Below are 21,060 nucleotides of genomic sequence, written 5' to 3' on the forward strand. Positions count from 1 at the left end.
CATGCTGCAGCGTCTGCTTCCCCATCCGTGGCTGAGCCTGATCCTGATGATCATGTGGCTGTTGCTGACCAACAGCCTGGCCCCCGGGCACTGGTTGCTGGGGGCGCTGCTGGGCTGGGCCATTGGCCGGCTGGCCGACCGCTGGCTGGTGCTGGGCGCGTTCCGCCTGTCGCGGCCCGACCTGATCCTGCGGCTCAGCATCCATGTGCTGTTCGATATCGTGAAAGCCAACGTGGAAGTGGCCATCATGGTGCTGGGCCCCACCGCGCGCCTGCGCCCCGCCTTTATCGTGGTGCCGCTCGATGTCGAGCACGAGCTTGCCACCACCGCGCTGATCAGCATCGTCTCGCTCAGCCCCGGCACGCTGTGCGCAGAACTGAGCGACGACCGCCGCGCCTTGCTCGTGCACGTGCTGGACCTGGAGGAAGAGGCCGCGCTGGTCGAGCTCATCAAGTCGCGCTATGAAACCCCGCTCAAGGAGATCTTCCAATGCTTGCCATCGTGATACCGGTCTGCCTGGTGATCCTGGGCCTGGCCTTCCTGCTGACCCTGGCGCGGCTGCTGCGCGGACCCAGCCTGCCGGACCGCATCGTGGCGCTGGACACGCTGAATATCAACGCCATCGCGCTGATCGTGGTGCTCGGCATCAGCCTGGATTCGGCGCTGTTCTTCGAGGCCGCGCTGCTGATCGGGGTGATGGGCTTCGTCGGCACCGTGGCGCTGTCCAAGTACCTGCAGCGCGGCGACATCATCGAATACTAGGGAACGCCAGATGCTGCATCCTGTTGCGGAATTCATCGTGTGCGCGCTGCTGCTGGTGGGCAGCGTGTTCATGCTGGTCGGGGCGGTCGGGCTGTTCCGGCTGCCGGACTTCTTCATGCGGCTGCATGGGCCGACCAAGTCGACCACGCTGGGCGTGGGCGGGGTAGTGCTGGCCTCGGTGGCGTACTTCAGCTTCCGGGGCGATGCCAGCCTGCATGAACTGCTGGTGACCGCCTTCCTGTTCCTGACCGCGCCGATCAGTGCCCACATGCTGGCCAAGGCCGCGCTGCAGCGCCAGCTGCCGGTGGATCCGCGCACGCGCGGCAGCGGCTGGATGCCGCGCATCCGCGACTAGGTATGGCCGCGACGGTTTACTTTCGCCGCAATGTGTCCTACACCCAGTCAGGCGATGCCGGCATCTTCCACGCCAGGGCAGGGGGTTTCATGGACTTGCAACACTCGGACAAAGTCTTCGCGGGCGCGATTCCGGAAGTCTATGAGGCCCTGATGGTGCCGATGATCTTTGCGCCATACGCTGCCGACATGGCTGCCCGCATCGCCGCGCTGCAGCCGCGCCGGGTGCTGGAACTGGCCGCCGGCACCGGCGTGCTGACCCGGGAAATCGCCGGGCGGCTGCCGGCCGAGACCCTGATCGTTGCCACCGACCTCAACGCGCCGATGCTGGCGCGGGCGGAGCAGGCCGGCACGAGCCGCCCGGTGCACTGGCGCGAGGCCGACGCCATGGCGCTGCCGTTCGCCGATGCCAGCTTCGATATGGTCGCCTGCCAGTTTGGCGTGATGTTCTTCCCCGAAAAGGGCCGCGCCTTCGCCGAAGCCCGCCGCGTGCTGGTGCCGGGCGGCACCCTGATCTTCAATGTCTGGGACCAGCTGGAATTCAACGCCTTTGCCCGCGATGTCACCGGGGCACTCGCCACGCTGTTTCCCGACGCACCGCCCGAGTTCATGGCCCGCGTACCGCATGGCTACCACAGCCAGGCCGCGATCGAGCAGGACCTGCGCCTTGGCGGATTCCAGTCCTCCCCGGTCTTTGAAACCGTCGCGGCAACCAGCCGCGCCAGCGCCGCCCGCATCCCGGCGGTGGCATTCTGCCAGGGCACGCCGCTGCGCGCCGACCTGGAGCGGCGCGGGCCGGATGCGCTCGGCCGGGCAACCGACCATTGCGAACACGCGCTCCTGGAGGCTTATGGCGACGGGCCATTGGCCGGTCCGATGCAGGCGCACGTGGTGATGGTAACGGCGCCCGCCGGATAAAGCTGCCCGCCAGTTTGTCGCAGGTCATCGCTGGGCGTGCGCAAATCGCCGCTTGCGCCGATACTGTAGTCAGGCTCATGACGACTACAGGACCCTTGGGCGGTGGCCATGGACTCTATGATCATTTCCGCATCGGTGGCACTGGGCATCGGCCTGGCGATCGGGCTGGAGCGCGAGCGCAGCCAGGCCGCCGCCGGGAAAGATCGTGGCATCTGCGGCGGGCGGCCTGCGCTTCACCGTGCCGGTCGCGATCGGATTGGTGCTGTCGACCAGCGCCACCTGGGCAGTGGCCTGGCTGCAGCGCTTGGATTGAGGCAGCATGCATGGTCGGCTACCATCAGCGCGGCGCGGTCCGGATTCCCCTGGCGCGCATTGTCGGACGATGACTACGATGCCCCTTGTACGCGTGCTCGCGATCGGTCTGCTGTTAGGTTTGCTGGCGGGATGCGATTTCCTGCGCGGCTACGCTGAGGGCGAATCCGAGGTCATGCGGGACTTCCGGGCCGGGGATCGTGCCGATGACCTCGGGGCGGCGCGCTTTGTCTTCGATGACTTCGGCGGCCTGAGCACCGATACCCTTGAGACCAATGCGCTACCGTGGAAGCTGGCAACGACCGCACTGCTGCTGGCCGGCGGCCCCAACGTTCCGGTCACTCAGGACGCCTTGCGCCGGGCCCTGCGCGAGTTTGGCTTCATCTATCCCGATGCGATCCGCAACTGGCCGCGCCAGCAACAGCCCAGGTTCGACAAGCCCCTGGGCGTGGTCAGCGGAGTGATCGGCCGGGATTTCCCGAAGATCCGCCTGGAAGTGTCCAACCTGGGATGCGCATCGTGCCATGCGGGCATCACCTACGACATGGACGGGCGTCCCACCAACGATGTCTGGCTGGGCCTGCCGAATACCTCCCTCAACCTCGATGCCTTCGTCACCGCGGTCTATCAGGCGGTGAAGCAGGTGAAATCCGATCCGGAAAAGCTCCTCTCCGCCATCCACCAGCTTTACCCCGAAACCAGCAACGAGGAACTGGATACCATCCGGAAATTCGTCTGGCCGCGGCTGGTAAAACGGGTGGCGGAACTCGAAGCCAGCGGTGACGAGCCGCTGCCGTTCAGCAACGGCGCGGCCGGCAGCACCAATGGGGTCGCGGCACTCAAGTTCCAGTTTCATCTGCTCTCGGCGGGCACGGCCGCCAGTGGTTCCACCTCGATTCCGGAACTGGGCTACCGCAGCCTGCGCTCATCGCTGCTCTATGACGGCGTCTATACCAGCAAGGGCGCGCCGCGCTTTGCGCCAGTGGCACCCGGTGCCGCCAACGATGCCGGGCGGCTGGCGCATATCGTGGCCTTCTTCACCGTGCCGACCATGGGCATGCCACCGGATCGCGCCGTCCGTGCGATTCCGCAGGTGGAAGACGTCATGCGGTTCATGGCGGGCTACACCCCGCCGCCGTTTCCGGGGCCGGTTGACCGCTCCCGCGCCGCGCGCGGCCGCGCCGTCTTTGATGCCAACTGCGCCCAGTGCCATGGCAGCTACAGCCAGGACCCAGAGCGCCCGCGCCTTGTCAGCTTCCCCAACCGGCTGGTGGCACAGGCGGATATCGGGACTGACCCGACGCGCTGGCAAGCAATCGATCCCGGCCTGCTGCAAGCCATCTCGCGCTCCGAGCTGGGCAGGCATATCGACGCGGCAAACACCAGTGGCTATGTCGCGCCCATCCTCTCCGGCGTGTGGGCGACGGCACCATACCTTCATAACGGCTCCGTGCCCACGCTCTGGCATCTCATGCATCCGCAGGCGCGGCCCAGGCGCTTCTGGGTCGGAGGTCATGCCCTGGACTACGGCAAGCTGGGCATCGCCGGCAGGCTCGATGCGGCCGGTACCTGGACCTATCCGGCCAGCTACCGGCCGTGGTCGAAACCCGTGCTCTACGACACGGCGACGGCGGGGCGCGACAACCGCGGCCACGAGAAGGAATTCTCGACCCTTGCCGAAAGCGACAAGGATGCGCTGCTGGAATTCCTGAAATTGCTCTAGCTGCCGTCAGGAATCCTGCAGCAGTTCCGCGACTGGGAGCCGGGCGCTTTGCGCAATGCCACGGTCCGGCACCGGCCCGAAGCGCATCACATTGACGAGCCGATTCCCCCGCGGCAAGCGCTGGCTTTCGGCAAGCATGGCGGCATGGCCAGGTGAATCGGCCAGCGCCGACATCGGCACGCCGGCAAAGCCCCTGGCAGTCATGGCCAGCCAGAACCGGTACCAGCGGCGCCCGATATCAAAGCTCGTGACCTCGGGTGCGGCATGGATCAGGACGATCCGCGCCGCGCTCTTCACTTTTGCGCTTTCCGATGTCAGCAGGCGGGTCAGCGAAAGCGCCGAGAGCAGCCGGAGCACACGAGGTCTCAGCGCAATTGACGCGCCCCAGGCTTCCCACCGCGACAGTGCCATGCATTCGGCCGAAAGCCCGTCGCGCGGCCAGCCTGGATCGTGCGGTGACAAGCGCAGCCAGTGGTAAAGCTCCTCGGCAAACCGCGGGTCATTCAATCCCGCAGCCGCGGCGTCGTCATACCATCTGGCGATTTGCGCCGTGCTGTTCTCGCTGGCCAGCGTGACGAACTCCGCGTGGGCCGCAGCGCATTCGCCCAACGACTTGATCTGCGCCGGGGTCGCACGGAGAAACTTGCCTCGATAGGCGCGGCGCGCGTCCACGAAGGCGGCAAGGGGATCCGGGCTTGCGCCAGATGTGATCAGGCCGGATGCGGCCGGGCGCAGACCCTGGGCAGCGGGAGGGTAGGGCAGGCCGGAGACCACGGGCTGCGTGAGCCCCAACCCGAGCGTCGACAACGCCATGGCCATGCCTTCCCAGGCCATGCCCAGGGCGATCTGGTTGTCCCGCCCGGTGGGGTCGCCCACCGACAGCCATCGCGCAGGGTCTTCAAGCAGTTCAACCTTGTCGCCGGCAAAGCGCCAGCGCGCGGGCTGGATATTGTGCGCGCTGGGAGCGCGGCCAGCCTGTGCAAGCAGGGTGAGATGCTGATCGCGCGTGAGCATGTCGCTAGATGGCCTTTTTGAAGAGATGCAGCCGATGCAGTGGCCTGGCGCCCATCTTCTCCATTTGCTTCTGGCTGGCGCCATTCGAATCCGACACCCAGCTGATGCCCAGGTGCGAGTACCCGGCACCGCGCATCGCCGTGAGCAGATGGTGCAGCATGACGCCGTTGACGCCGCGGCTGTGGTAGTCCCTGCGCACGGAAAAGAAGATGATCGCCGCACGCTTGCGGCTGGCGCGGAACCTGATCAGATGCCAGAGCGTGGACAGCTTCAGGCGGAAGCCGGTGGCGCGCAGAAACGGGTTGAGATCCGGCACGCACAGCAGCACCCCGACCGGCTCCCCGTTGAAATAAGCGGTATAGGACAGCCGCTCGTCGATGATCCACATCATGCCGGCGCAGGGAAACAGGAATTCCTCCTCCGTCAGCGGCACGAACATCGGGTTGCCGGAGAAACCATCGTTCAGGACAGCGCATGCCTCCAGCAGGCGCCGGTCAAAGCCGCGCCGCCGGATCGGCTTGAATTGCCAGGCGGGATCATCCAGCAGCGCGCGTTGCTTGTTGCCGATCAACTGCTGCGGATCGTAGCTGCGCACGTCGAGCTCGAACGTGCGCATCGGAAAGAACGGCTCGAAGCCGCATGCCCGGAGCAGCCTGGCAATATGCGGCGGCGTGTATTCCTGGTAGGTGTATGGCGGATGCTCGAAGCCCTCGGTGACGATGCCGATCATCTGCGTGATCGTCAGGTTGAAGCTGCCAGCCAGTTCGTCACAGCCGTTGCGCTTCACCCAGGCCGCCGCCGCGTCGAGCAGCGCTTGCGCGACCTCCACGTCATCGACGCAGTCGAACATGCCGAAGCAGCCGCGCTTCTGAGCGTATTGCTGGTTGGATGCATCGTGGATATGGGCCAGGATACGGCCCACGATCCGCCCGTCCCGATGGGCGGTGAACCAGGTGCGGCGCGCAAACTGCCGGAACAGCGGGTTCTTCGCCGGGTCCAGCGCGCGCGCAAGATCCCCCTTCATCGGCGAGACAAAATGCGTATCGCGGCCATAGCAGGCAAACGGCGCCTCGAAGAACGCGTCGAAATCGCCTTCACGCAGCACGGTTGTCATGCCGCCTCCCGCTGCCCGAGATGGCGCGCCAGCCGCAGGATCACCGCCGCGCGCAGCTCGCCGATCGCCGCGTTGGCGCCTTGCGGCAGGTTCAGCAGCACCACCTGCGCGGGCTGGCGCGCGATCAGCAGGGCATGGGTCATTTCATGGCGCTCGAGCAGGTCTACCAGCTGTTCCGCGGCCTCGACCCGATCGCCTTCCCGGATCCTGGTCCACGCCCTGGCGTCGCCGATCGACACGGGCTCCCGCCGCTTTCCGGCCAGGTCGAACAGCGCGTCGAGGGCGTAATCAGCAAGCTCCGTGTTGCCGAGCACCACATGGTCGGCGGTTTGCGGCAGGCGCCTGAGCGAATGCAGGAAACCCTCTGGCGTATCCAGCCGGGCATGGAGCAGCCAGCGCAGGAACGCGTTGCCATCACCGGCCAGCGAAACGGCGCGAATGCGGACAAAAATGGCCGTCAGCAGCACCCATGCAATGGCAACCGGCATGCTGCGCAGGCCCGCCTCGGCAAAGCCCGGGCCGGGCCCGCGCGAAGCCAGCGCCATCACGCTGGCCAGCACGACGGCGAAGAGCAGGGCGGCTGCGATATGCACCAGCAGCCCGCGCACGACCCGCCGCGATTCCGACAGGTTCAGGAACACATAGACGAATGCCAGCGCCCCGAGCGCCCCCAGGCGAACCGGCACATGGCCGAGCTCCTCGCGGAAGTCGGTGGCCGCGAGCGGGACGGCCAGGGCCACGACCACCACTACCGCCCGGGCCAGGCGTTCCTCGTTGTCGGACAGCTCGGCATCGCGCAGCCACAGCAGGAGCCAGCCATTGCTTGCGGTCACCACGGCGAAGCAGCCAAGGAACATCAGCAGCAGCGGCGTATTGCCCGACAGATCGGTAAAGAGATTGATGACGAAGAACACCACCGACACGCCCAGCGCCAGCAGCTTCAGCCACAACGGGTGGTGGCGCCGCACCAGGTGCTCGGCAAACAGGGTCATGGCAATGGGCAACAGGGTTGCCGCTGCAAACACCAGTTGCGCCAGCAGCGTGCCGCCAAACAGCCAGGAAAAGCCCCGGACTGCCAGCAGTGCCGTCAGCACCCCGAACAGGAACAGGCCCGTGCCGGCCCCGGCCTCGCGCCGGGACCAAAGGAAATGCAGGCAGAGCCCGCAGCCCACCGCGCCGAGCCAGGTAACGGCGACATCGCTTGCCAGGGCGTCAATCACGCGTCAATCCTCATCTCGCATCAACCTCGCCATGAAGCGCCGTACCAGCGCGCGCACGGCCCATGCCGTCAGCGCATTGCGCGGCGTCTCGACACGCATGGTCCAGGGATTGAAGAAGTAGCCGCGCACACCGGCCAGCCGCCGCCGGCCGAGCACCAGCTTGATCACCTCGAACGCCATCAGGTTGCCGGTGGTGATCACCATCGGCGCAAACGACATGCGCTTGCGCTTGCCGGTCAGCAGGTCCTTGGCGATGCCGAGCTCCACATGCCGGACCGAACTCGAGTTGACCATCACATATTCCAGTTCCTTGCCCAGGCATTCCTGCCTGAGCTCCGGCGTCAGGGACTTCCAGTCAATGCCGGCCGTGGGATAGGAAAGACGCTCCTCGGGCCTGGGATCTTGCGGACGAACAACCGTGACGGAGGGCAGGGGAGCGGTATAGGCGTCGATGACGGTCGCACCATGCTCCCGCGCCTTGCGATAGAGCGCGAGGCCCGCGGCCATGTCATCCATGCCGTTGACCACGATCTTGTAACGGCCCAGCAGGTGGTCGAGCCTGTCGGTCCACTCGGCGCCGAAGGTCTCGATGGCAAGTTCCGGGTTGATGCGCCGGATCTGCGCCACGGTGGCCTCGACCTTGTTCACGCCAACGGTATCCAGGCTGGCAAACACCTGGCGGTTCAGGTTCGACACGTCGAACGCATCGAAGTCCGCCAGCGCAAAGCCGCCAATGCCCACCCGTGCCAGCGCCTGCAGGCAGGCGCCGCCCATGCCGCCGACGCCACAGATCAGCACCCGTGCATTGCGCAATTGCTGCTGTTCCGCGTCGGTCACGAAACCGATGTTGCGGGTCGTGAATTCCTCGTAGGAGAACGGTGGAATCATTGACTCTTCCTAGCGCGCAGGTCTCCCAGCGGCTCGCGCGGATTCAGCCAGTGGAACAATGGCAGGGCGATCCGACCGACAGCCAGGAACGCAATCTGATAAAGGATGGCGGGCAACGAGTCCCGAGGCACCTCCCGCAACAGGTATTTCCGCGCGCTGGCCAGGTCCAGGCAGGCGACCTGCAGGAAATCGTCGCCGCGCTGGTAATCGAGTTCCCGCCGGCAGAGTTCGTTGGCGCGCTCGTCCCGATGCTTCGGCGCCTGCTCGAACGTTTTCTTGAGATTGTCCGAGCCGCCGGTATAGGCATCGGTAATCACGAACCGCGTCTCGTCAAATCCCGCCGCCCCGTCAACGCCAAAGACATGCCGATGCGATTTCATGATCTCGCGGGCCACGCTCAGGTGTTCAAAGCTGCGCCGCGACGGCTCAAAGGGATTGGGATAGGCCGTGACAAAGACCTCGGCGACCTTGCCGATAATCGCCGGCACCTGGGTCACATTGCTGATCCAGATCGGGCGCAGGCCGCGGCGGAAGAAAAGCAGGATGCAGGTCAGCCCGTACAGCACCCAGGACAGTCCTTGCGTGCGATAGCCCGGATCGACCATCACCAGCCCAAGGTGAATCGCCTCGACCGGGCGGCCCTTGACCTCGATCGGCATGACTGACAGCGCATTGAACGCAATCGGCTGGCCGCTGTCCCGCTCATAAAGCAGCGTGATCACGGCCCGCCGCAGCCTTTCAGGGTCGCCGGAAAGCACCCCGTAATCGAGATCCTTGCCGATTCCCCGCTGCACGATGCCGCGCATCTCGGCCAGCATGGCTTCGAGCTGCCGGGCATCCATCCACAAGCCGGGCCGCTCGACGACCCGGATCCGGACGGACCGGCTGGCCTTCAGGCTCAGGTCCAGGTAGCGCAGCCGTTGTCGAAAATGCCCGATGAATTTGAACATGCAGGTTTGGCTGGTGCCTTGTTCTTGTGTGGCCGGCCTGAAAGGCAAGTGTGGCTTGGAGCATATAACAGCACGTCCCCGGTGTCACGGGCGGGACAAAGCAAGCGCAGGGGGGCGGGCGTTCGCCTTTAGAACTCCGAGGGGCGGATCAGCGGCGTTGTGCGTCCACGACAACCCCACTTTCCGCTGAGGTTTCCGGCATAAGCAGCAATGCTAAGCTCACACGCCCACCGACGTGCGGCCCTACGTGGTGGTAAAGACCACGCTGAAGGATGCATCGGGCGCTCAGGTATGGAGCACCCGGTATATCTCCGCTAGCGTCGAGGCAAAGCCCTTCACCGGTGACAACGGCTGGTTCAAGGATGATGCCCGCCCGCTCAGGCTTGCCCTCGAGCAATCGCTCAAGCGCAGCATCGACGTAATGCTGCGCGACGTCGGACGGCTTCGACAAAAGCTGCGCTGCGCCCTTCGCGACGGAGTGCTTTTCAACAGCCTGCTAGAGCCCGACCTGGAGGACGCCATCCTGCGCGAGCTGGAGCATTTTCTGCTGGAACTCGGAGCAGGCTTCACCTTTGTTGCTTGCCAGAAGCGGCTGCAGATTGACAACGACGACTTCTATATCGACCTGCTGTTCTACAATCGCCGGCTCAAACGCCTGGTGGCGATCGAGATGAAGCTGGGCGAGTTCAAGGCCGCCGACGAGGGACAGATGGAGCTCTACCTTCGCTGGCTCGCCTAGCAGCGCAAGCCGCAGGCCATCGAAGATCCACCAGCCCACGCCCTTGTCAACACGGCCTGGGCGCCAGAAGCTGGCCAGAATACCGGCCAGAAAGCCGTGCGATACGAAAGCAAAGAAACGGGTGAGACGCGTTCATATAGATTGCCCCATGACGGGCGCGCTGATACCCCTACCCGGGGCAGTGCAGAAGATCTCTGGCTCGGCTGGGCCTCAACTTGACTTTCGGAGATGTTCAGCCGCGGCCCATCATGACGCCTGCCCCAGCGCGCGCATGGTCGCCCCGACCAGAGGGGCCTTGAGCTTGAGCGCACGATTCTCTACCAGATGCCACGACAGCACCGCAAGCGCCAGCGTCACGACACCGGAAGACAGGAGCAACATCATGACTGAGATGCCTGGAAACAAGGCGACGATCGACTGCTGGATCGGGAAGGCGTAGATATAGATGCCATACGAAAAGTCGCCCAGGCGGTTGTAGCGGAACAGGGCAGGTAACTGAACAAACGCTGCAAAAAGCACCAGGTATGGCATTGCCAACAGGTACATCAGCGCGAACACATGGTGATTCGGCACGAAGGCGCTGCCGACGACGGCGGCGAGCAGCAGCCCCGCGACGGGAGCGGACAGTTCCACGTGCGCGCTTAGGATGAACAGGCTGGCGCCCGCGAAGAACATCAGCGGCAATGCTGTCTTCTGCATTGCAGAGCCGCCGAGGATTGCGAAGACGCAATACAGGAACGAGGCCGCCGTGACCACCAGTACCGCCGCACGGAACGCGCGCTGGTGAGCGTGCCATGCGACCATGGAGATGACCCATATCGCGGCCAGTGCGAAGTACATTCGGATCTCGTACATCATGGTCCACAGCGAGCCATTCACCGTATCCGGATACGGATTGATCGCGAATACACCGGGCAAGGGATAGACTGCGCCGGCGACCAGCGTGGTCGTCTTCAGCAAGAACTGGCGCGTTGCCGGATCGATGAGGTATGCAGAGGCCGGCAGCGCCGTGAACACCATGCCCAGGCCGAACACCACCAGCGTGACCATGACAAGCAGCGCCGGATAGATCCGCAGGAAGCGCGCCCACAGGAACTCGAGCACGCTTCCGCGCGTCAGCAGGCTTTTGGTCACGAGGAAGCCGCTGGTGACGAAAAACACGTCGACGGCAATCGTTCCGGGGGTCACCCCGATCAGCCTGCGCAAGGGCTCGTCATTGACGTCGCCGGAGACCAGTGAGTAACTGTGGGTGACAAGCACAGCGAGCGCGGCTGTGATCCGCATCAGGTTGAAATTGTTTTCGTCCTTTCTTCCCCCGGCGACGTGCGCGAGCCTCATATGCCCCCCTTTTTCATTAAGCCGGCCTCGGTTGACGGAACGACGCCGACAGCTTCCGCTAGCTTCCGGCAAGCATAGACCGCAGTCTGGGCAGAATCAGGCGCATGTCCGATAGCGCCGAGGGATTGGCGGAATAGCCAGTGAGGCGAACGGCGGTGTCGTATCGCGCCGACACGGCAACCGTTGCTGCCGATGCGACTCTCGGCCGACTTTCTTACCCCGCGCATGCGCGCGACGTCCGTCAATATCCGCCAAGTTCTCGGCACTTCCGGACAGGCGGCCGTTCCTGTCAGCCTTAGAAGCTATGATGCAAGCGGAAAATCGACCAGCACTGGATGGAGGCGGCAGCGATGAAACATCCCGGCAACCCGTTGAAGGCCGTGATCGATGCTGAGCCAGGCAGGCCATCGTGAAGTCATCCCTACGCAGAGCCTGCGTCGCAGGCACCATGCTGGCAGGTCTGGTCGCGGGTACTGTCGCCGTATTGACCGGTAGTCCGCGAGCTTCGGTCCGCGCGTTCGCCGCGGTAGGCGCGACGGCCGATGTATCGGTGCAGCCTGCACCCGGCGGCGCAGACCAGGCAGATAGCCTGCAGGCGGCGCTCGACAACCTGCAGGCGGGACAGCGCCTGGTGCTGGCGCCGGGCACCTATGTGGTGGGCCACGTGCTTGCAGTGCGCGGCGAGCAGGTTGTGGTATCGGGCTATGGCGCGACGCTGGTCGCCACGAACCCTGACGAGCAGGCCATCATGATGACTGGCGCGAACTCGACGCTGGTTGGCGTGACGCTGACGGGCATCGGCACGCAGCGGCTCGAGTCGGCCACGTCGACCAAGGTCGCCGTGGACGGACAGGGCATCCAGGTGCTCGATGTCAACATCAATGGCGGTGCGAGTGTCGGCATCTTTGTCTCGCGCGGCAGCAGCATTGCGCTGGTCGGCAACAAGGTCCATGGCACGCTGGCCGACGGCATCCACATCACAGGCGGTTCACGCGACGTGCTCGTGCAGGACAACGCGGTCACCGCCACCGGCGACGACATGGTGGGGATCGTCAGCTACCAGCGGGACGGTGTGCTCAGCCAGAACATCTACGTATCGGGAAATTATCTGGCAGGCAACGCGTGGGGCAGGGGCGTTGCTATCGTCGGCGGTGCCGACGTGACGGTCGCCGGCAACCGGATCGAAGGTGTGCAGAAGGCTGCGGCGGTGCTGGTGGCGCAGGAGGATGGCTACCGTACGGCCAGCGTGACCAATGTCCTGGTCGCGAACAATATCATCTCCGATGACCAGAACGCGACACAACCTGGGAACGACCGTCCCGCCGCAGGCCATGCAGCTATCGACATCAACACGGGCAGCGGAGCAGTGACGCAGGTACTGGTGACGGGAAACCAGGTAACGCGCGCGAGGTTCGACGGATTCCGGGCCATGAACAATGTTTGCGGCGTCCGCGTCTCAGGCAACCGCTTTGCTGCGATCGGTGGCCTCGCCCTGTCGCTGCAGTACCGAAACTGTACGGCGACGCAGTTTATCTGCGACGCCAATACGCTCGATGGTGTGAGCCTCGCAGCCCCACCAGGATGTTCCAGCGCGGGCACCATCCCGGCTTCCGGCGCGGACGCGGGCCGCCTGCCGCCGGTGCGTACCTCCCTGCGCCAAGGCCTGCAGGCCTCGATGCCAGCGTGCCCGGCACGCTCGGGTTGAGGGAAGCCCACACACAGCGCTTCGCCCCCGGTTGGCGCGATCTGCGCAGGATGGTCACCTGACCCGCGGCGTTTCCGCCAACAGTTGCAGCAAGTATCTGCCGTAGTGGCTTTTTACGAGCGGGGAGGCGAGCCGACTCAACTGCTCTGCATCGATCCAGCGATGACGGTACGCGATTTCTTCCGGGCATGCCACCATCAGCCCCTGGCGCTTCTGCAACGTGGAGACCAGCAGCGCCGCCTCGATGAGCGAATCATGCGTGCCGGTGTCGAGCCAGGCATAGCCGCGGCCCATGATGTCGACGCTTAGCTTGCCCGCTGCGAGGTAGCGCGAATTGATGTCGGTAATCTCCAGTTCGCCGCGGGCAGATGGCCGGATATCTGCCGCAATGTCGCACACCTCATGGTCGTAAAAGTACAGACCGGTCACCGCATAGCTGGACCGTGGCGAAGCGGGCTTTTCCTCGATCGACAATGCGCGGAAGTCTTCATCGAATTCGACCACGCCATACCGCTCGGGATCGTGGACGTGATAGGCAAATACCGTGGCGCCTTCCTCGCGTCGGCTCGTCCGGGTCAGTTGTCTGGCGAGATCGTGCCCATAGAAAATGTTGTCGCCGAGGATCAGCGCCGATGGATCCCGGCCGACAAACTCACGTCCGATGATAAATGCCTGCGCCAGCCCATCGGGCGAAGGCTGCTCCGCGTACCGGATGTCGAGGCCCCACTGGCTGCCATCACCGAGCATGCCGGCAAAGCGAGGGGTGTCCTGCGGGGTGGAAATGACCAGCACGTCGCGAATGCCGGCAGTCATCAACGTTGACAGCGGGTAGTAGATCATCGGCTTGTCGTAGACCGGCAGCAGTTGCTTGGAAACGCTCTGCGTGACCGGATACAGTCGGGTGCCGGATCCACCGGCCAGAATGATGCCTTTTCGGGTCATGCCTGAATCTCCGTCGTGGATGGTCTTTCCTGTATCTTCAGGATCGATGCGCTGGAAGCTGTTTCGCGGCGATAGCAGACCGCGAAGGCCGCGGCTCCGAACGCTTCAGTCAGGATGACGGAAATCACCGTCCCTTCGGCGCCCAGGTACCACACAAGTGGGACCACATAAACGAGATGGAGCAACGTCGCCGCCGCGTAGATGTTCTGCACGAGGCGGTGGCGCCCCAACGCGAGCAGGCCAAGGTTGCCGAAAACAAAGGCAATGCTGGTAACCGGCAGCAGCACGCCCTCCAGCCGCAGCAAGAAGATCGCGGCGTGGAACGGTTCGCCCAGCCACATCCGGATGCCAAGATCCGCGAACAGCTCGATCGCGATGAACATCGCCACCGAGCTGCCGAACACCGCCAGCATGGCCTTGCGCATCAGCGCCTGCGCTGCGGCAGCATCCGTGGCGTTGTACTGGCTGATACGCGGGAAGAACGCGGTGCCGATGACGGTAAAGACAGTCTGGCCCGCAATGCGGATCTTGTCCGCCATGGAGAATTGCCCGACCGCGACCGGGCCGTGGAAATAATTGAGCAGGATCGCGTTGAAGTTCACGTAGAAGCTGACCAGCACAAGGGAAAGGAACACTGGATACCCCTCGCGCAAGGACGCCACGATCGCGCGCATTGGCACGGCGACCAGCGTGGCAATGCGCTGCCGGTGCACCTCCCATAGCGCTGCGGCGGCCAGGATGGCAGTGCCGATGCTGATCCCCAGCGCCGCCAGCGCTGCATCGCCGGGCCCCCGAACCCACGCGATGACGCATGAAAGACTGACCGCCTTGGAGATGAAATTTGGCAGCACGAGCGACTTCATGCGCTCCTGCCCCTGGTACAGCCAGAACGGAGTGATCGCGTTGGCGACGACGCCTACGAACGCCGCGGCCAGGATCTCCCAGTGCTCCCGCAAGCTTGGCACCATGCCCACCGCGCCCAGCATGAGCAGCGCCGACACAAGGGTCAACAGCAGTTTGGCGCCCATGGTGGCTGAGTACACCTCGGCCACCGCTTGCGGATCGTCGCGTTGCAGGGACACCAGGCGGGTCGCCGTGAGATTGTGGCCATAGTCGGTCAGCAGAATCAGGTATTGCGCCAGCGCCTGGCAGTAGGCCAGGACGCCAAACTCCTTGACGCCAAGCACTCGGCCCAGAAACGGTAAGAGCAGTAGCGGGAACAGGTAGTTGCCTGCCTGGATGAGGAGAAGGTAGGCAGCGGTCGCACGGATCGATGGGGGCATGGGCTTGTTGATATATGGAGACGTCATGGTGGGCCCGGTAGCGGGGCGCTGCGCCTGGCATGGTGCGGGGGCACCTTGTGCGAGATCCGGTGTCGGGCCGGCTGGCCGAAGCATTGGAAGACCAGCCAAAGCAGCGCGAGCGGCACGAAGTTCCGCCCGCTGAACAGGTTCGGCACGCGCAGTATCTCCATCAGCGACACCAGCAGCACGGCATGGGCGCAACACCAGAAGCCATCGCCCGCCCTCCAGCCGGCGTAGCTGCGTGCCAGCATCCAGCCCATGAGCGCTGCCAGCAGCAGTGCGAACCATCCCCACTCGTAGAAGTGCACGAAGATACCGGACGGATTGTTGAACTCGGGATCGCCAAAGTTATTCAGAAACAGCCCGTAGCCGTTGCCGCCACCCACTAGCGGCCGGAAAAACTCCCCGAGTACGGGAAATCTGATGAGCCAGTCGAACGTAAAGGTTGGCTCGCCGGTTCCCCAGCCCATGATCGTCAGCAGGCCAGCGCCGTTGTTCAGCGCGGTCGAGTAATACATCGCCAGCCGCTCAAGGGCGAAGTCGAGGATGTTGTCGTAGATGTTGACGTAGTAGGTTTGCCAGGAGCGGCTGTATTCGTTCGCGATGAAGAAGCCGATCATCGGCACGATCGCGGCGAAGGGTCCTAGCGCGAGCAGCACCGAGTGCCTCGGGAGGTTGCTGAAGCGGGCAGCCATCAGGGCCCAGGGAAGGAGTACCTCTACCAGCGCGAGCCGCTCGGCAAAAATGAAGCTGCGCAACAACGTCAGCACGCCCAGCACGACCATGTAGGCCTTGTAACGATTGAAGCCGCGCACAGGCGTGCGGAAGACATAGAAGTACAGCGGCACGTAAGCCACGGTGGCTTGCGTGAGCGTGCTGATGCCGGCAATGCGGCCCTTCAGTTCAAGGACGTCGTAGGTATTTGCTCCGCCGTTCAGGAAGGACAGGAGGATGGCAGGTTGGGCGATCACGCCGCCCATCATGACCAGGTAACCGGCCAGTGCGAGGCCGAACATGGCATCAAGGACTCGTACCGGAATTTCGGGGGGCTCGGCGCGGGCGGGCGGCACGAGGATACGTTCGGCGTATGCCGCGACGGTGAGTACACCGAGAAAGAGGGCCCCGGCAAGAGCATGGAAGCTGGTGAAGTAGACTCGCTCGATGGCCTTCTGTTCGCCAAGCAGGTCCAGTGCAATCAGCATGTATAGCGGCAGGATGAAGTACAGCAGTAGCCTGGCGGGGTCTTCCCACCAATAGCCTTCATGGTGATCGGGCGTGTTGGGCATCGTAGCGGCTCCGTCAGCGCGGCAGCGATTCGAGCGTGTCGGCGATCACCGGCACCGGCAACGCTGCCACGTCGCGCTGGATGTCAGCCGAATGGCCAATCCCTGCGAGCGGCGTGGTCGATGCCTGCGCCATCGCGCTGCGCACCATGGCGAGAAACTCCCGCCGGAAACGCTCGGGTGAGAACTGGAGCGCATTGCGCCGGCATGCGGCAGGGTTGAATGGTCCGCTCTCCTCGAATCGGCACACGGCGCGCACGATGTCTTCTACGGTCTGGCGCGGAAAGAAGACGCCGGTGCGGATATTGCGGTCCAGGCTGTCAATGACCGTCTCGCGAGAACCGCCCCGTCCCAGGGCGATCAGCGGTGTCCCGCACGCCTGCGCTTCCAGGGCCACAATGCCGAAATCTTCTTCGGCTGCAAAGACAAAGGCACGGGCGCGTTGCATATGGTCGATCAGCACGTCCGTCGACTGATAGCCGAGCAGCTGGACGTTGGAGGGCGCCATGTCCCGGATGCGTGCGAGATCAGGACCGGCGCCGATGACAACCAGACGTTTGTCCGGCATGGCAGCAAAGGCTTCGACGATCAGCCCGACCTTCTTGTACGGCACCAGACGCGATGCGGTGAGGAAGAAATCCTCGCGGCGATCGCCCAGGCTGAACCGTTCAATATCGACTGGGGGGTAGATCACCGAGGCATCGCAGCCGTAGACCTTGCGGATGCGACGCGCGACGTAGGCGGAGTTGGCCACGAACAGGTCGACACCGTGTGCGGTCCGGTGGTCCCAGATCCGCATGTAATGCAGGATGGCGCGGGCCAGCCAGCTCTTGAGGCCACGGGTCAGGCGGGATTCTTCCAGGTATTGATGTTGCAGGTCCCACGCGTAGCGGATCGGTGAATGCACATAGCTGACATGCAGCTGGCCGGGGCCGGTGATCACGCCCTTGGCCACGGCATGGCTGGACGAGATCACCAGGTCGTATCCGGACAGGTCGAACTGCTCCACTGCCAGCGGCATCAAGGGCAGATAGGTGCGAAACGACTGCCGGGCGCGCGGCAGGTGCTGGATGAAGGACGTCCTGGCATGCTTGCCTTGCAGGACGGCCCGCTCTGCGTCCGGGAAAAAGTCAACCACGCTGAACAGGTCGGCATCAGGCCAGATCTTCAGAATCTGTTCGAGGACGCGTTCGGAGCCGGCGTAGGTAGTCAGCCACTCGTGTACCACCGCGACCCTGCCGAACTCGTCTGCGGTGCGCAATGGGGGAGGATTCATCGCCGTGGGAGCCATGGAGTGATCTCGCTAAGTAGCTTGGCGGCAGTGGTGCGCCATGAATTCCGTTCCACGTGGGCATAACCTTGCGCGCGCAATCTGTCTCGCAAGGTGCTGTCACGCATGACGTAAGTCAGCAGCTCGCCAAGTTCGCGAGCGCTGGTCGGGCGGAAATAGAGCGCGGCGTTGCCGCAGGCCTCGCGCACCGAAGGCAGATTGGACGCAAGGACCGGACAGCCAAGCGTCATGGCTTCCACGGGGGGCAAGCCATAGCCTTCATAGAGCGACGGGAAAACAAAGCAGGCAGCATGGCGGAACAATGCCTTGAGGTCGTCGTCATCAACATAGCCCACGCGTTTGACGAAATCTGGCGCTACCTGCTGCACCGACTGGAACACGGGCAACGTGGCCCCCACGATGACCACTTCGTATTCCGTCGTCTTGAGCAGCTCGATGGCCTCTACCACGAGCCTGAAGTTCTTGTGGTGGCTGGCACTACTGACAGCCAGGACGTAGGGCCGGCCCGATAGCTGGAACTTTCTGCGGACGTCCGGGGCTTGCGGCAGGCGCTGCATGTGATCACCGCTCATTGGCAGCACGCCGATCTTGCGGTCGGGAATGCGATAGGCCTGGGAGAGTTCGCGGCGTGAGAACTCCGACACAGTGAGCACACGCCGCGCGATGCGTCCGACCCACGGTGCCATGATGCGGTACCAGGCGCGGAACGCGCGTGTGTAGGCTTGCGGAATCCGTACTGGCGCGGCGTCATGCATGACTGTGACCTGGTTCGGAAACAGCAACGGCGCCGCGTTGCAAAGGTTCAGCAGCAGCGTGCCGCGGGCAGCGAGCGCCAGGCCGACCTGCTCCCAGTATTGGCCCGTGCCGCCATGGACCGTCCGGATCCGCAAGTGCGGGAACTGCTGTGGATCCACCTTGACGGATGCCGGCACCAGAATCTCGAACGACAGCCCGGCAGTAATAGGGTCGTGGTCCGCAACGAGTTGGTCGATGCCGCGTACGACTTCGTAGGCAAAGCGGTCGACGCCGGTCGCGCGCCTGCCCAGGAAGCGGCCGTTGATGGAGACGGTTGCGGAGGCGGACACGGTGGCCATTTCCGATACGGTTCAGTACCCCGCACGGGCGAGGGGATTGGCGATGTAGCGAACCGCCCGATTGCTGATGGATGCCACCGGCACCAGGCAAAGTGCGGTCAGGCACCATACGGCGAGCTTCTTGCGCGCGCTCCAGAAGGGATTGGCGGCAACCGTATGAAAGTAGCGGCTGGACTCATGACGGAACCAGCGCCATCGCCGAGTCAACGGCGCGCCATGGAGAAGGGTGGCAAAGTGGGCCTTCTCCGCGGAGAAATCCAGAAATTCGGCAGGCAGGACGACGCCAAGCCGTTCCCAGGCCAGCCCGCGCAGGATGGCCCAGCGCCGGGCAGACTGCCTGGCTCCCGCCAGTGCATCTTCGGCATTGGCGAGCGACAGGTTGGCGCTGCCCGCATCGCCTGCTTGCGCCGTGGTATGCCGGTGCACGCGATAGCGGCCGAGCGCATGATCGAGCGAGCCAACGCTGCCGACCAGCGCAATGCCATAGATGGCGTAGAAGTCGGCACCGTGTATGTTGTCTGCGGTGACCGGGACAGGAAAGATGCGCCGGAGTGCATCCACGCGATAGGCGTTTCCCGACCCGGGCGGTGACGGGTACAGCCATCCGTCCCGCAGCCGCATGCCGCAGTCTGTCACGTCGCTGGATTGCGGAACCTGCACCCCGGTGAGGGTCCCGTCCTCGGTCATTACCTCCAGTCGGAACTGAACCTTGACATAGTCGCCGGCTGCGAAGGCGGCCAGCACCGCCTCGGCGGCGTCCGGCTGCAACTGGTCGTCGGCGTCAAGGAAGATCACGCAGGCCGTATCGAGCCGACGCAGCGCGTGATTGTAGGCCGAGACCTGCCCGCCGTTTGGCTGGAACACGGCTTCTATCCTGTCGCCGTAGCCCAGGATGATGTCACGCGAACCATCGCTGGAGCCGTCGTCGATCACCATTACCCTGACCCCTGGCGCCGTCTGGCGTAGCGCGGAGTCAATGGCTCCCCCCAGGTACGGCGCGTAGTTGTAGTTGCAGATGACGATCGTCAGAAGGGCGGGGGAGGAGTTGGTCGGCATGACGGCCTCTGCGGTGGATGTTGGCTACAGGGAATAGTCGGCGTGCAAGCCGAGGCGGCATGCCTCGCCGTCGGCGATCGCGCGCTCCAGCAGAGCGAGCCTGGCAGCAGCACCATGACGCCTGCCGTAGATCCGCAGCAGGGCGAGGAAGACGAGGCGGTTCAGGCGGTATGTCAGGCTGGAGGTCGACCAGTAGTGCTTGTCGAACCATGCCTGGTTGCGGCTGCTGTAGTAGGCGCGGAAGTCCGACCGGCTCAACAGCAGGCACTCGAAATGATTCTTCCAGTCTCGCTTGACGTTCCACGATCCCTCCAGGTCTTCCAGGCGGGCGCCGGTTACCAGCGCAATGCGGCCGCCGCGCGCGGTCAGGCGCCATGTGTATTCGATGTCGTCCGCATACAGCACGAGCTGCCGTTCCGGCAAGCCGAGATCGAGGTAGAGATCGCGGTGCCCGAGGAAGCCGCCATACGGCGCAAAAGGCAACGGCAGGACTTCCGGCATGTCCGCCGGCTTCGGGCGGCCCCACGGCGTGCGGCGCCATAGCTTGTAGGGAATGCGGGCCACATGAAAGCCGAAGTAGCTGGAGCGCGGCGGCATCGCCAGCGCCACAGGCACACCCATCGCGATATCGGCCTGGTGATCCGGGCGGAAGCCAAGCACCGCCGCACGGTTGCGGCCAAATCCGCGCGTCAGCCGATCCAGCTGATGGCAGAGGACGTCGAGTGCGCCGGGGCACGGGGCATTGTCATCGTCCATCAGCCACAGGTAGTCCGTGTCGCGGCTGAGCGCTGCGTCGATGCCTACGGCATAGCCATTGGCCGACCCGGTGTTGGTCGGCAACCGGATCACGGTAACCCGCGCGCCCCAGTCGTCCTCGAGCCGGCTAAGGTCGGACGAGGAATTGTTGCTGACGACCACAGCGTGCGCCACGCCCTCGTGCTCGAACGCCCGCTGCAAGAGTTCGGCGCAAAAGTGCAGGCGCGCGCCGTAGGTTACGGTGACCAACGTGATGCGCTTGTGATGGGTGTATTTCATAACTGCCTTTTTTCTGCT

At 64.3% G+C, this 21,060-nt stretch carries 19 protein-coding genes and 1 pseudogene; 7 read left to right on the forward strand and 13 right to left on the reverse strand.

The window, feature by feature from the left end:
* Nucleotide 1: 1 nt before the first annotated feature.
* From AC3WRR_RS05820 to AC3WRR_RS05840, 5 genes are all read left to right on the forward strand, one after another.
* Nucleotides 2–505: a Na+/H+ antiporter subunit E gene (locus tag AC3WRR_RS05820; RefSeq protein WP_010812079.1), complete on the forward strand. Its 504-nt coding sequence runs from the start codon at nucleotides 2–4 to the stop codon at nucleotides 503–505.
* Entirely contained in the window at nucleotides 490–762 is a 273-nt protein-coding gene (locus AC3WRR_RS05825) for a K+/H+ antiporter subunit F (RefSeq protein WP_010812078.1), read from the forward strand. Before AC3WRR_RS05820 ends, AC3WRR_RS05825 begins: the two co-directional genes overlap by 16 nt.
* Before the next feature lie 10 nt (nucleotides 763–772).
* Entirely contained in the window at nucleotides 773–1,117 is a 345-nt protein-coding gene (locus tag AC3WRR_RS05830) for a Na+/H+ antiporter subunit G (RefSeq protein ID WP_010812077.1), read from the forward strand.
* A gap of 89 nt (nucleotides 1,118–1,206) precedes the next feature.
* Nucleotides 1,207–2,034, forward strand: coding sequence for a class I SAM-dependent methyltransferase (locus AC3WRR_RS05835; RefSeq protein WP_439668998.1), 828 nt, complete (start codon nucleotides 1,207–1,209; stop codon nucleotides 2,032–2,034).
* A 391-nt stretch (nucleotides 2,035–2,425) separates the two neighbouring features.
* Entirely contained in the window at nucleotides 2,426–4,069 is a 1,644-nt protein-coding gene (locus tag AC3WRR_RS05840; RefSeq protein ID WP_492296411.1) for a c-type cytochrome, read from the forward strand.
* A gap of 6 nt (nucleotides 4,070–4,075) precedes the next feature.
* Here AC3WRR_RS05840 and AC3WRR_RS05845 read toward each other — a convergent pair whose 3' ends face one another.
* Genes AC3WRR_RS05845 through AC3WRR_RS05865 form a run of 5 tightly spaced genes read right to left on the reverse strand, consistent with a single transcriptional unit; the run spans nucleotide 4,076 to nucleotide 9,255 of the window.
* A complete protein-coding gene (locus tag AC3WRR_RS05845; protein WP_492296412.1) occupies nucleotides 4,076–5,167 on the reverse strand; it encodes a nitroreductase family protein in 1,092 nt (363 codons plus the stop codon).
* Entirely contained in the window at nucleotides 5,088–6,197 is a 1,110-nt protein-coding gene (locus AC3WRR_RS05850; RefSeq protein WP_011615365.1) for a GNAT family N-acetyltransferase, read from the reverse strand. Before AC3WRR_RS05850 ends, AC3WRR_RS05845 begins: the two co-directional genes overlap by 80 nt.
* Nucleotides 6,194–7,417 (reverse strand): hypothetical protein, encoded by a 1,224-nt coding sequence (locus AC3WRR_RS05855; protein WP_058698759.1) that lies wholly within the window; start codon nucleotides 7,415–7,417, stop codon nucleotides 6,194–6,196. Before AC3WRR_RS05855 ends, AC3WRR_RS05850 begins: the two co-directional genes overlap by 4 nt.
* 3 nt (nucleotides 7,418–7,420) lie before the next feature.
* Entirely contained in the window at nucleotides 7,421–8,305 is an 885-nt protein-coding gene (locus AC3WRR_RS05860; protein WP_058698758.1) for a HesA/MoeB/ThiF family protein, read from the reverse strand.
* Nucleotides 8,302–9,255, reverse strand: a complete 954-nt coding sequence (locus AC3WRR_RS05865; RefSeq protein WP_058698757.1) for a hypothetical protein — start codon at nucleotides 9,253–9,255, stop codon at nucleotides 8,302–8,304. The genes AC3WRR_RS05860 and AC3WRR_RS05865 overlap by 4 nt, the downstream gene beginning before the upstream one ends.
* Nucleotides 9,256–9,751: 496 nt before the next feature.
* Here AC3WRR_RS05865 and AC3WRR_RS05870 point away from each other — a divergent pair.
* A pseudogene (locus AC3WRR_RS05870) lies at nucleotides 9,752–9,991 on the forward strand (PDDEXK nuclease domain-containing protein); the annotation flags it as partial.
* Nucleotides 9,992–10,240: 249 nt separating this feature from the next.
* Here AC3WRR_RS05870 and AC3WRR_RS05875 read toward each other — a convergent pair.
* Nucleotides 10,241–11,332 (reverse strand): acyltransferase family protein, encoded by a 1,092-nt coding sequence (locus AC3WRR_RS05875; RefSeq protein WP_010812067.1) that lies wholly within the window; start codon nucleotides 11,330–11,332, stop codon nucleotides 10,241–10,243.
* A 448-nt stretch (nucleotides 11,333–11,780) separates the two neighbouring features.
* Between AC3WRR_RS05875 and AC3WRR_RS05880 the strand changes: the two genes are divergently transcribed.
* Nucleotides 11,781–13,037 (forward strand): right-handed parallel beta-helix repeat-containing protein, encoded by a 1,257-nt coding sequence (locus tag AC3WRR_RS05880; protein ID WP_058698755.1) that lies wholly within the window; start codon nucleotides 11,781–11,783, stop codon nucleotides 13,035–13,037.
* Between the two features lie 54 nt (nucleotides 13,038–13,091).
* Here the strand turns inward: AC3WRR_RS05880 and rfbA are convergent, their stop codons facing one another.
* From rfbA to AC3WRR_RS05915, 7 genes are read right to left on the reverse strand one after another with little or no spacing between them, the layout of a single operon-like run.
* Nucleotides 13,092–13,979, reverse strand: a complete 888-nt coding sequence (rfbA, locus tag AC3WRR_RS05885; protein ID WP_010812065.1) for a glucose-1-phosphate thymidylyltransferase RfbA — start codon at nucleotides 13,977–13,979, stop codon at nucleotides 13,092–13,094.
* Entirely contained in the window at nucleotides 13,976–15,262 is a 1,287-nt protein-coding gene (locus AC3WRR_RS05890; protein ID WP_010812064.1) for an oligosaccharide flippase family protein, read from the reverse strand. Before AC3WRR_RS05890 ends, rfbA begins: the two co-directional genes overlap by 4 nt.
* Before the next feature lie 23 nt (nucleotides 15,263–15,285).
* Nucleotides 15,286–16,569 carry an oligosaccharide repeat unit polymerase gene (locus tag AC3WRR_RS05895; protein ID WP_010812063.1) on the reverse strand — a complete coding sequence of 428 codons (1,284 nt, stop codon included), beginning with the start codon at nucleotides 16,567–16,569 and terminating at the stop codon, nucleotides 15,286–15,288.
* 13 nt (nucleotides 16,570–16,582) lie between these two features.
* Nucleotides 16,583–17,857 carry a glycosyltransferase family 4 protein gene (locus AC3WRR_RS05900; protein ID WP_058698754.1) on the reverse strand — a complete coding sequence of 425 codons (1,275 nt, stop codon included), beginning with the start codon at nucleotides 17,855–17,857 and terminating at the stop codon, nucleotides 16,583–16,585.
* Complete coding sequence (locus tag AC3WRR_RS05905; RefSeq protein WP_492296414.1) at nucleotides 17,839–18,951, reverse strand: glycosyltransferase family 4 protein; 1,113 nt, start codon at nucleotides 18,949–18,951, stop codon at nucleotides 17,839–17,841. Before AC3WRR_RS05905 ends, AC3WRR_RS05900 begins: the two co-directional genes overlap by 19 nt.
* 12 nt (nucleotides 18,952–18,963) lie before the next feature.
* Entirely contained in the window at nucleotides 18,964–20,007 is a 1,044-nt protein-coding gene (locus AC3WRR_RS05910; RefSeq protein ID WP_492296415.1) for a glycosyltransferase family 2 protein, read from the reverse strand.
* Between the two features lie 24 nt (nucleotides 20,008–20,031).
* Nucleotides 20,032–21,042 carry a glycosyltransferase gene (locus AC3WRR_RS05915; RefSeq protein WP_058698751.1) on the reverse strand — a complete coding sequence of 337 codons (1,011 nt, stop codon included), beginning with the start codon at nucleotides 21,040–21,042 and terminating at the stop codon, nucleotides 20,032–20,034.
* Nucleotides 21,043–21,060 lie beyond the last annotated feature (18 nt).

The sequence above is a fragment of the Cupriavidus sp. FW305-3-2-15-C-LB2 genome (assembly GCF_058787575.1).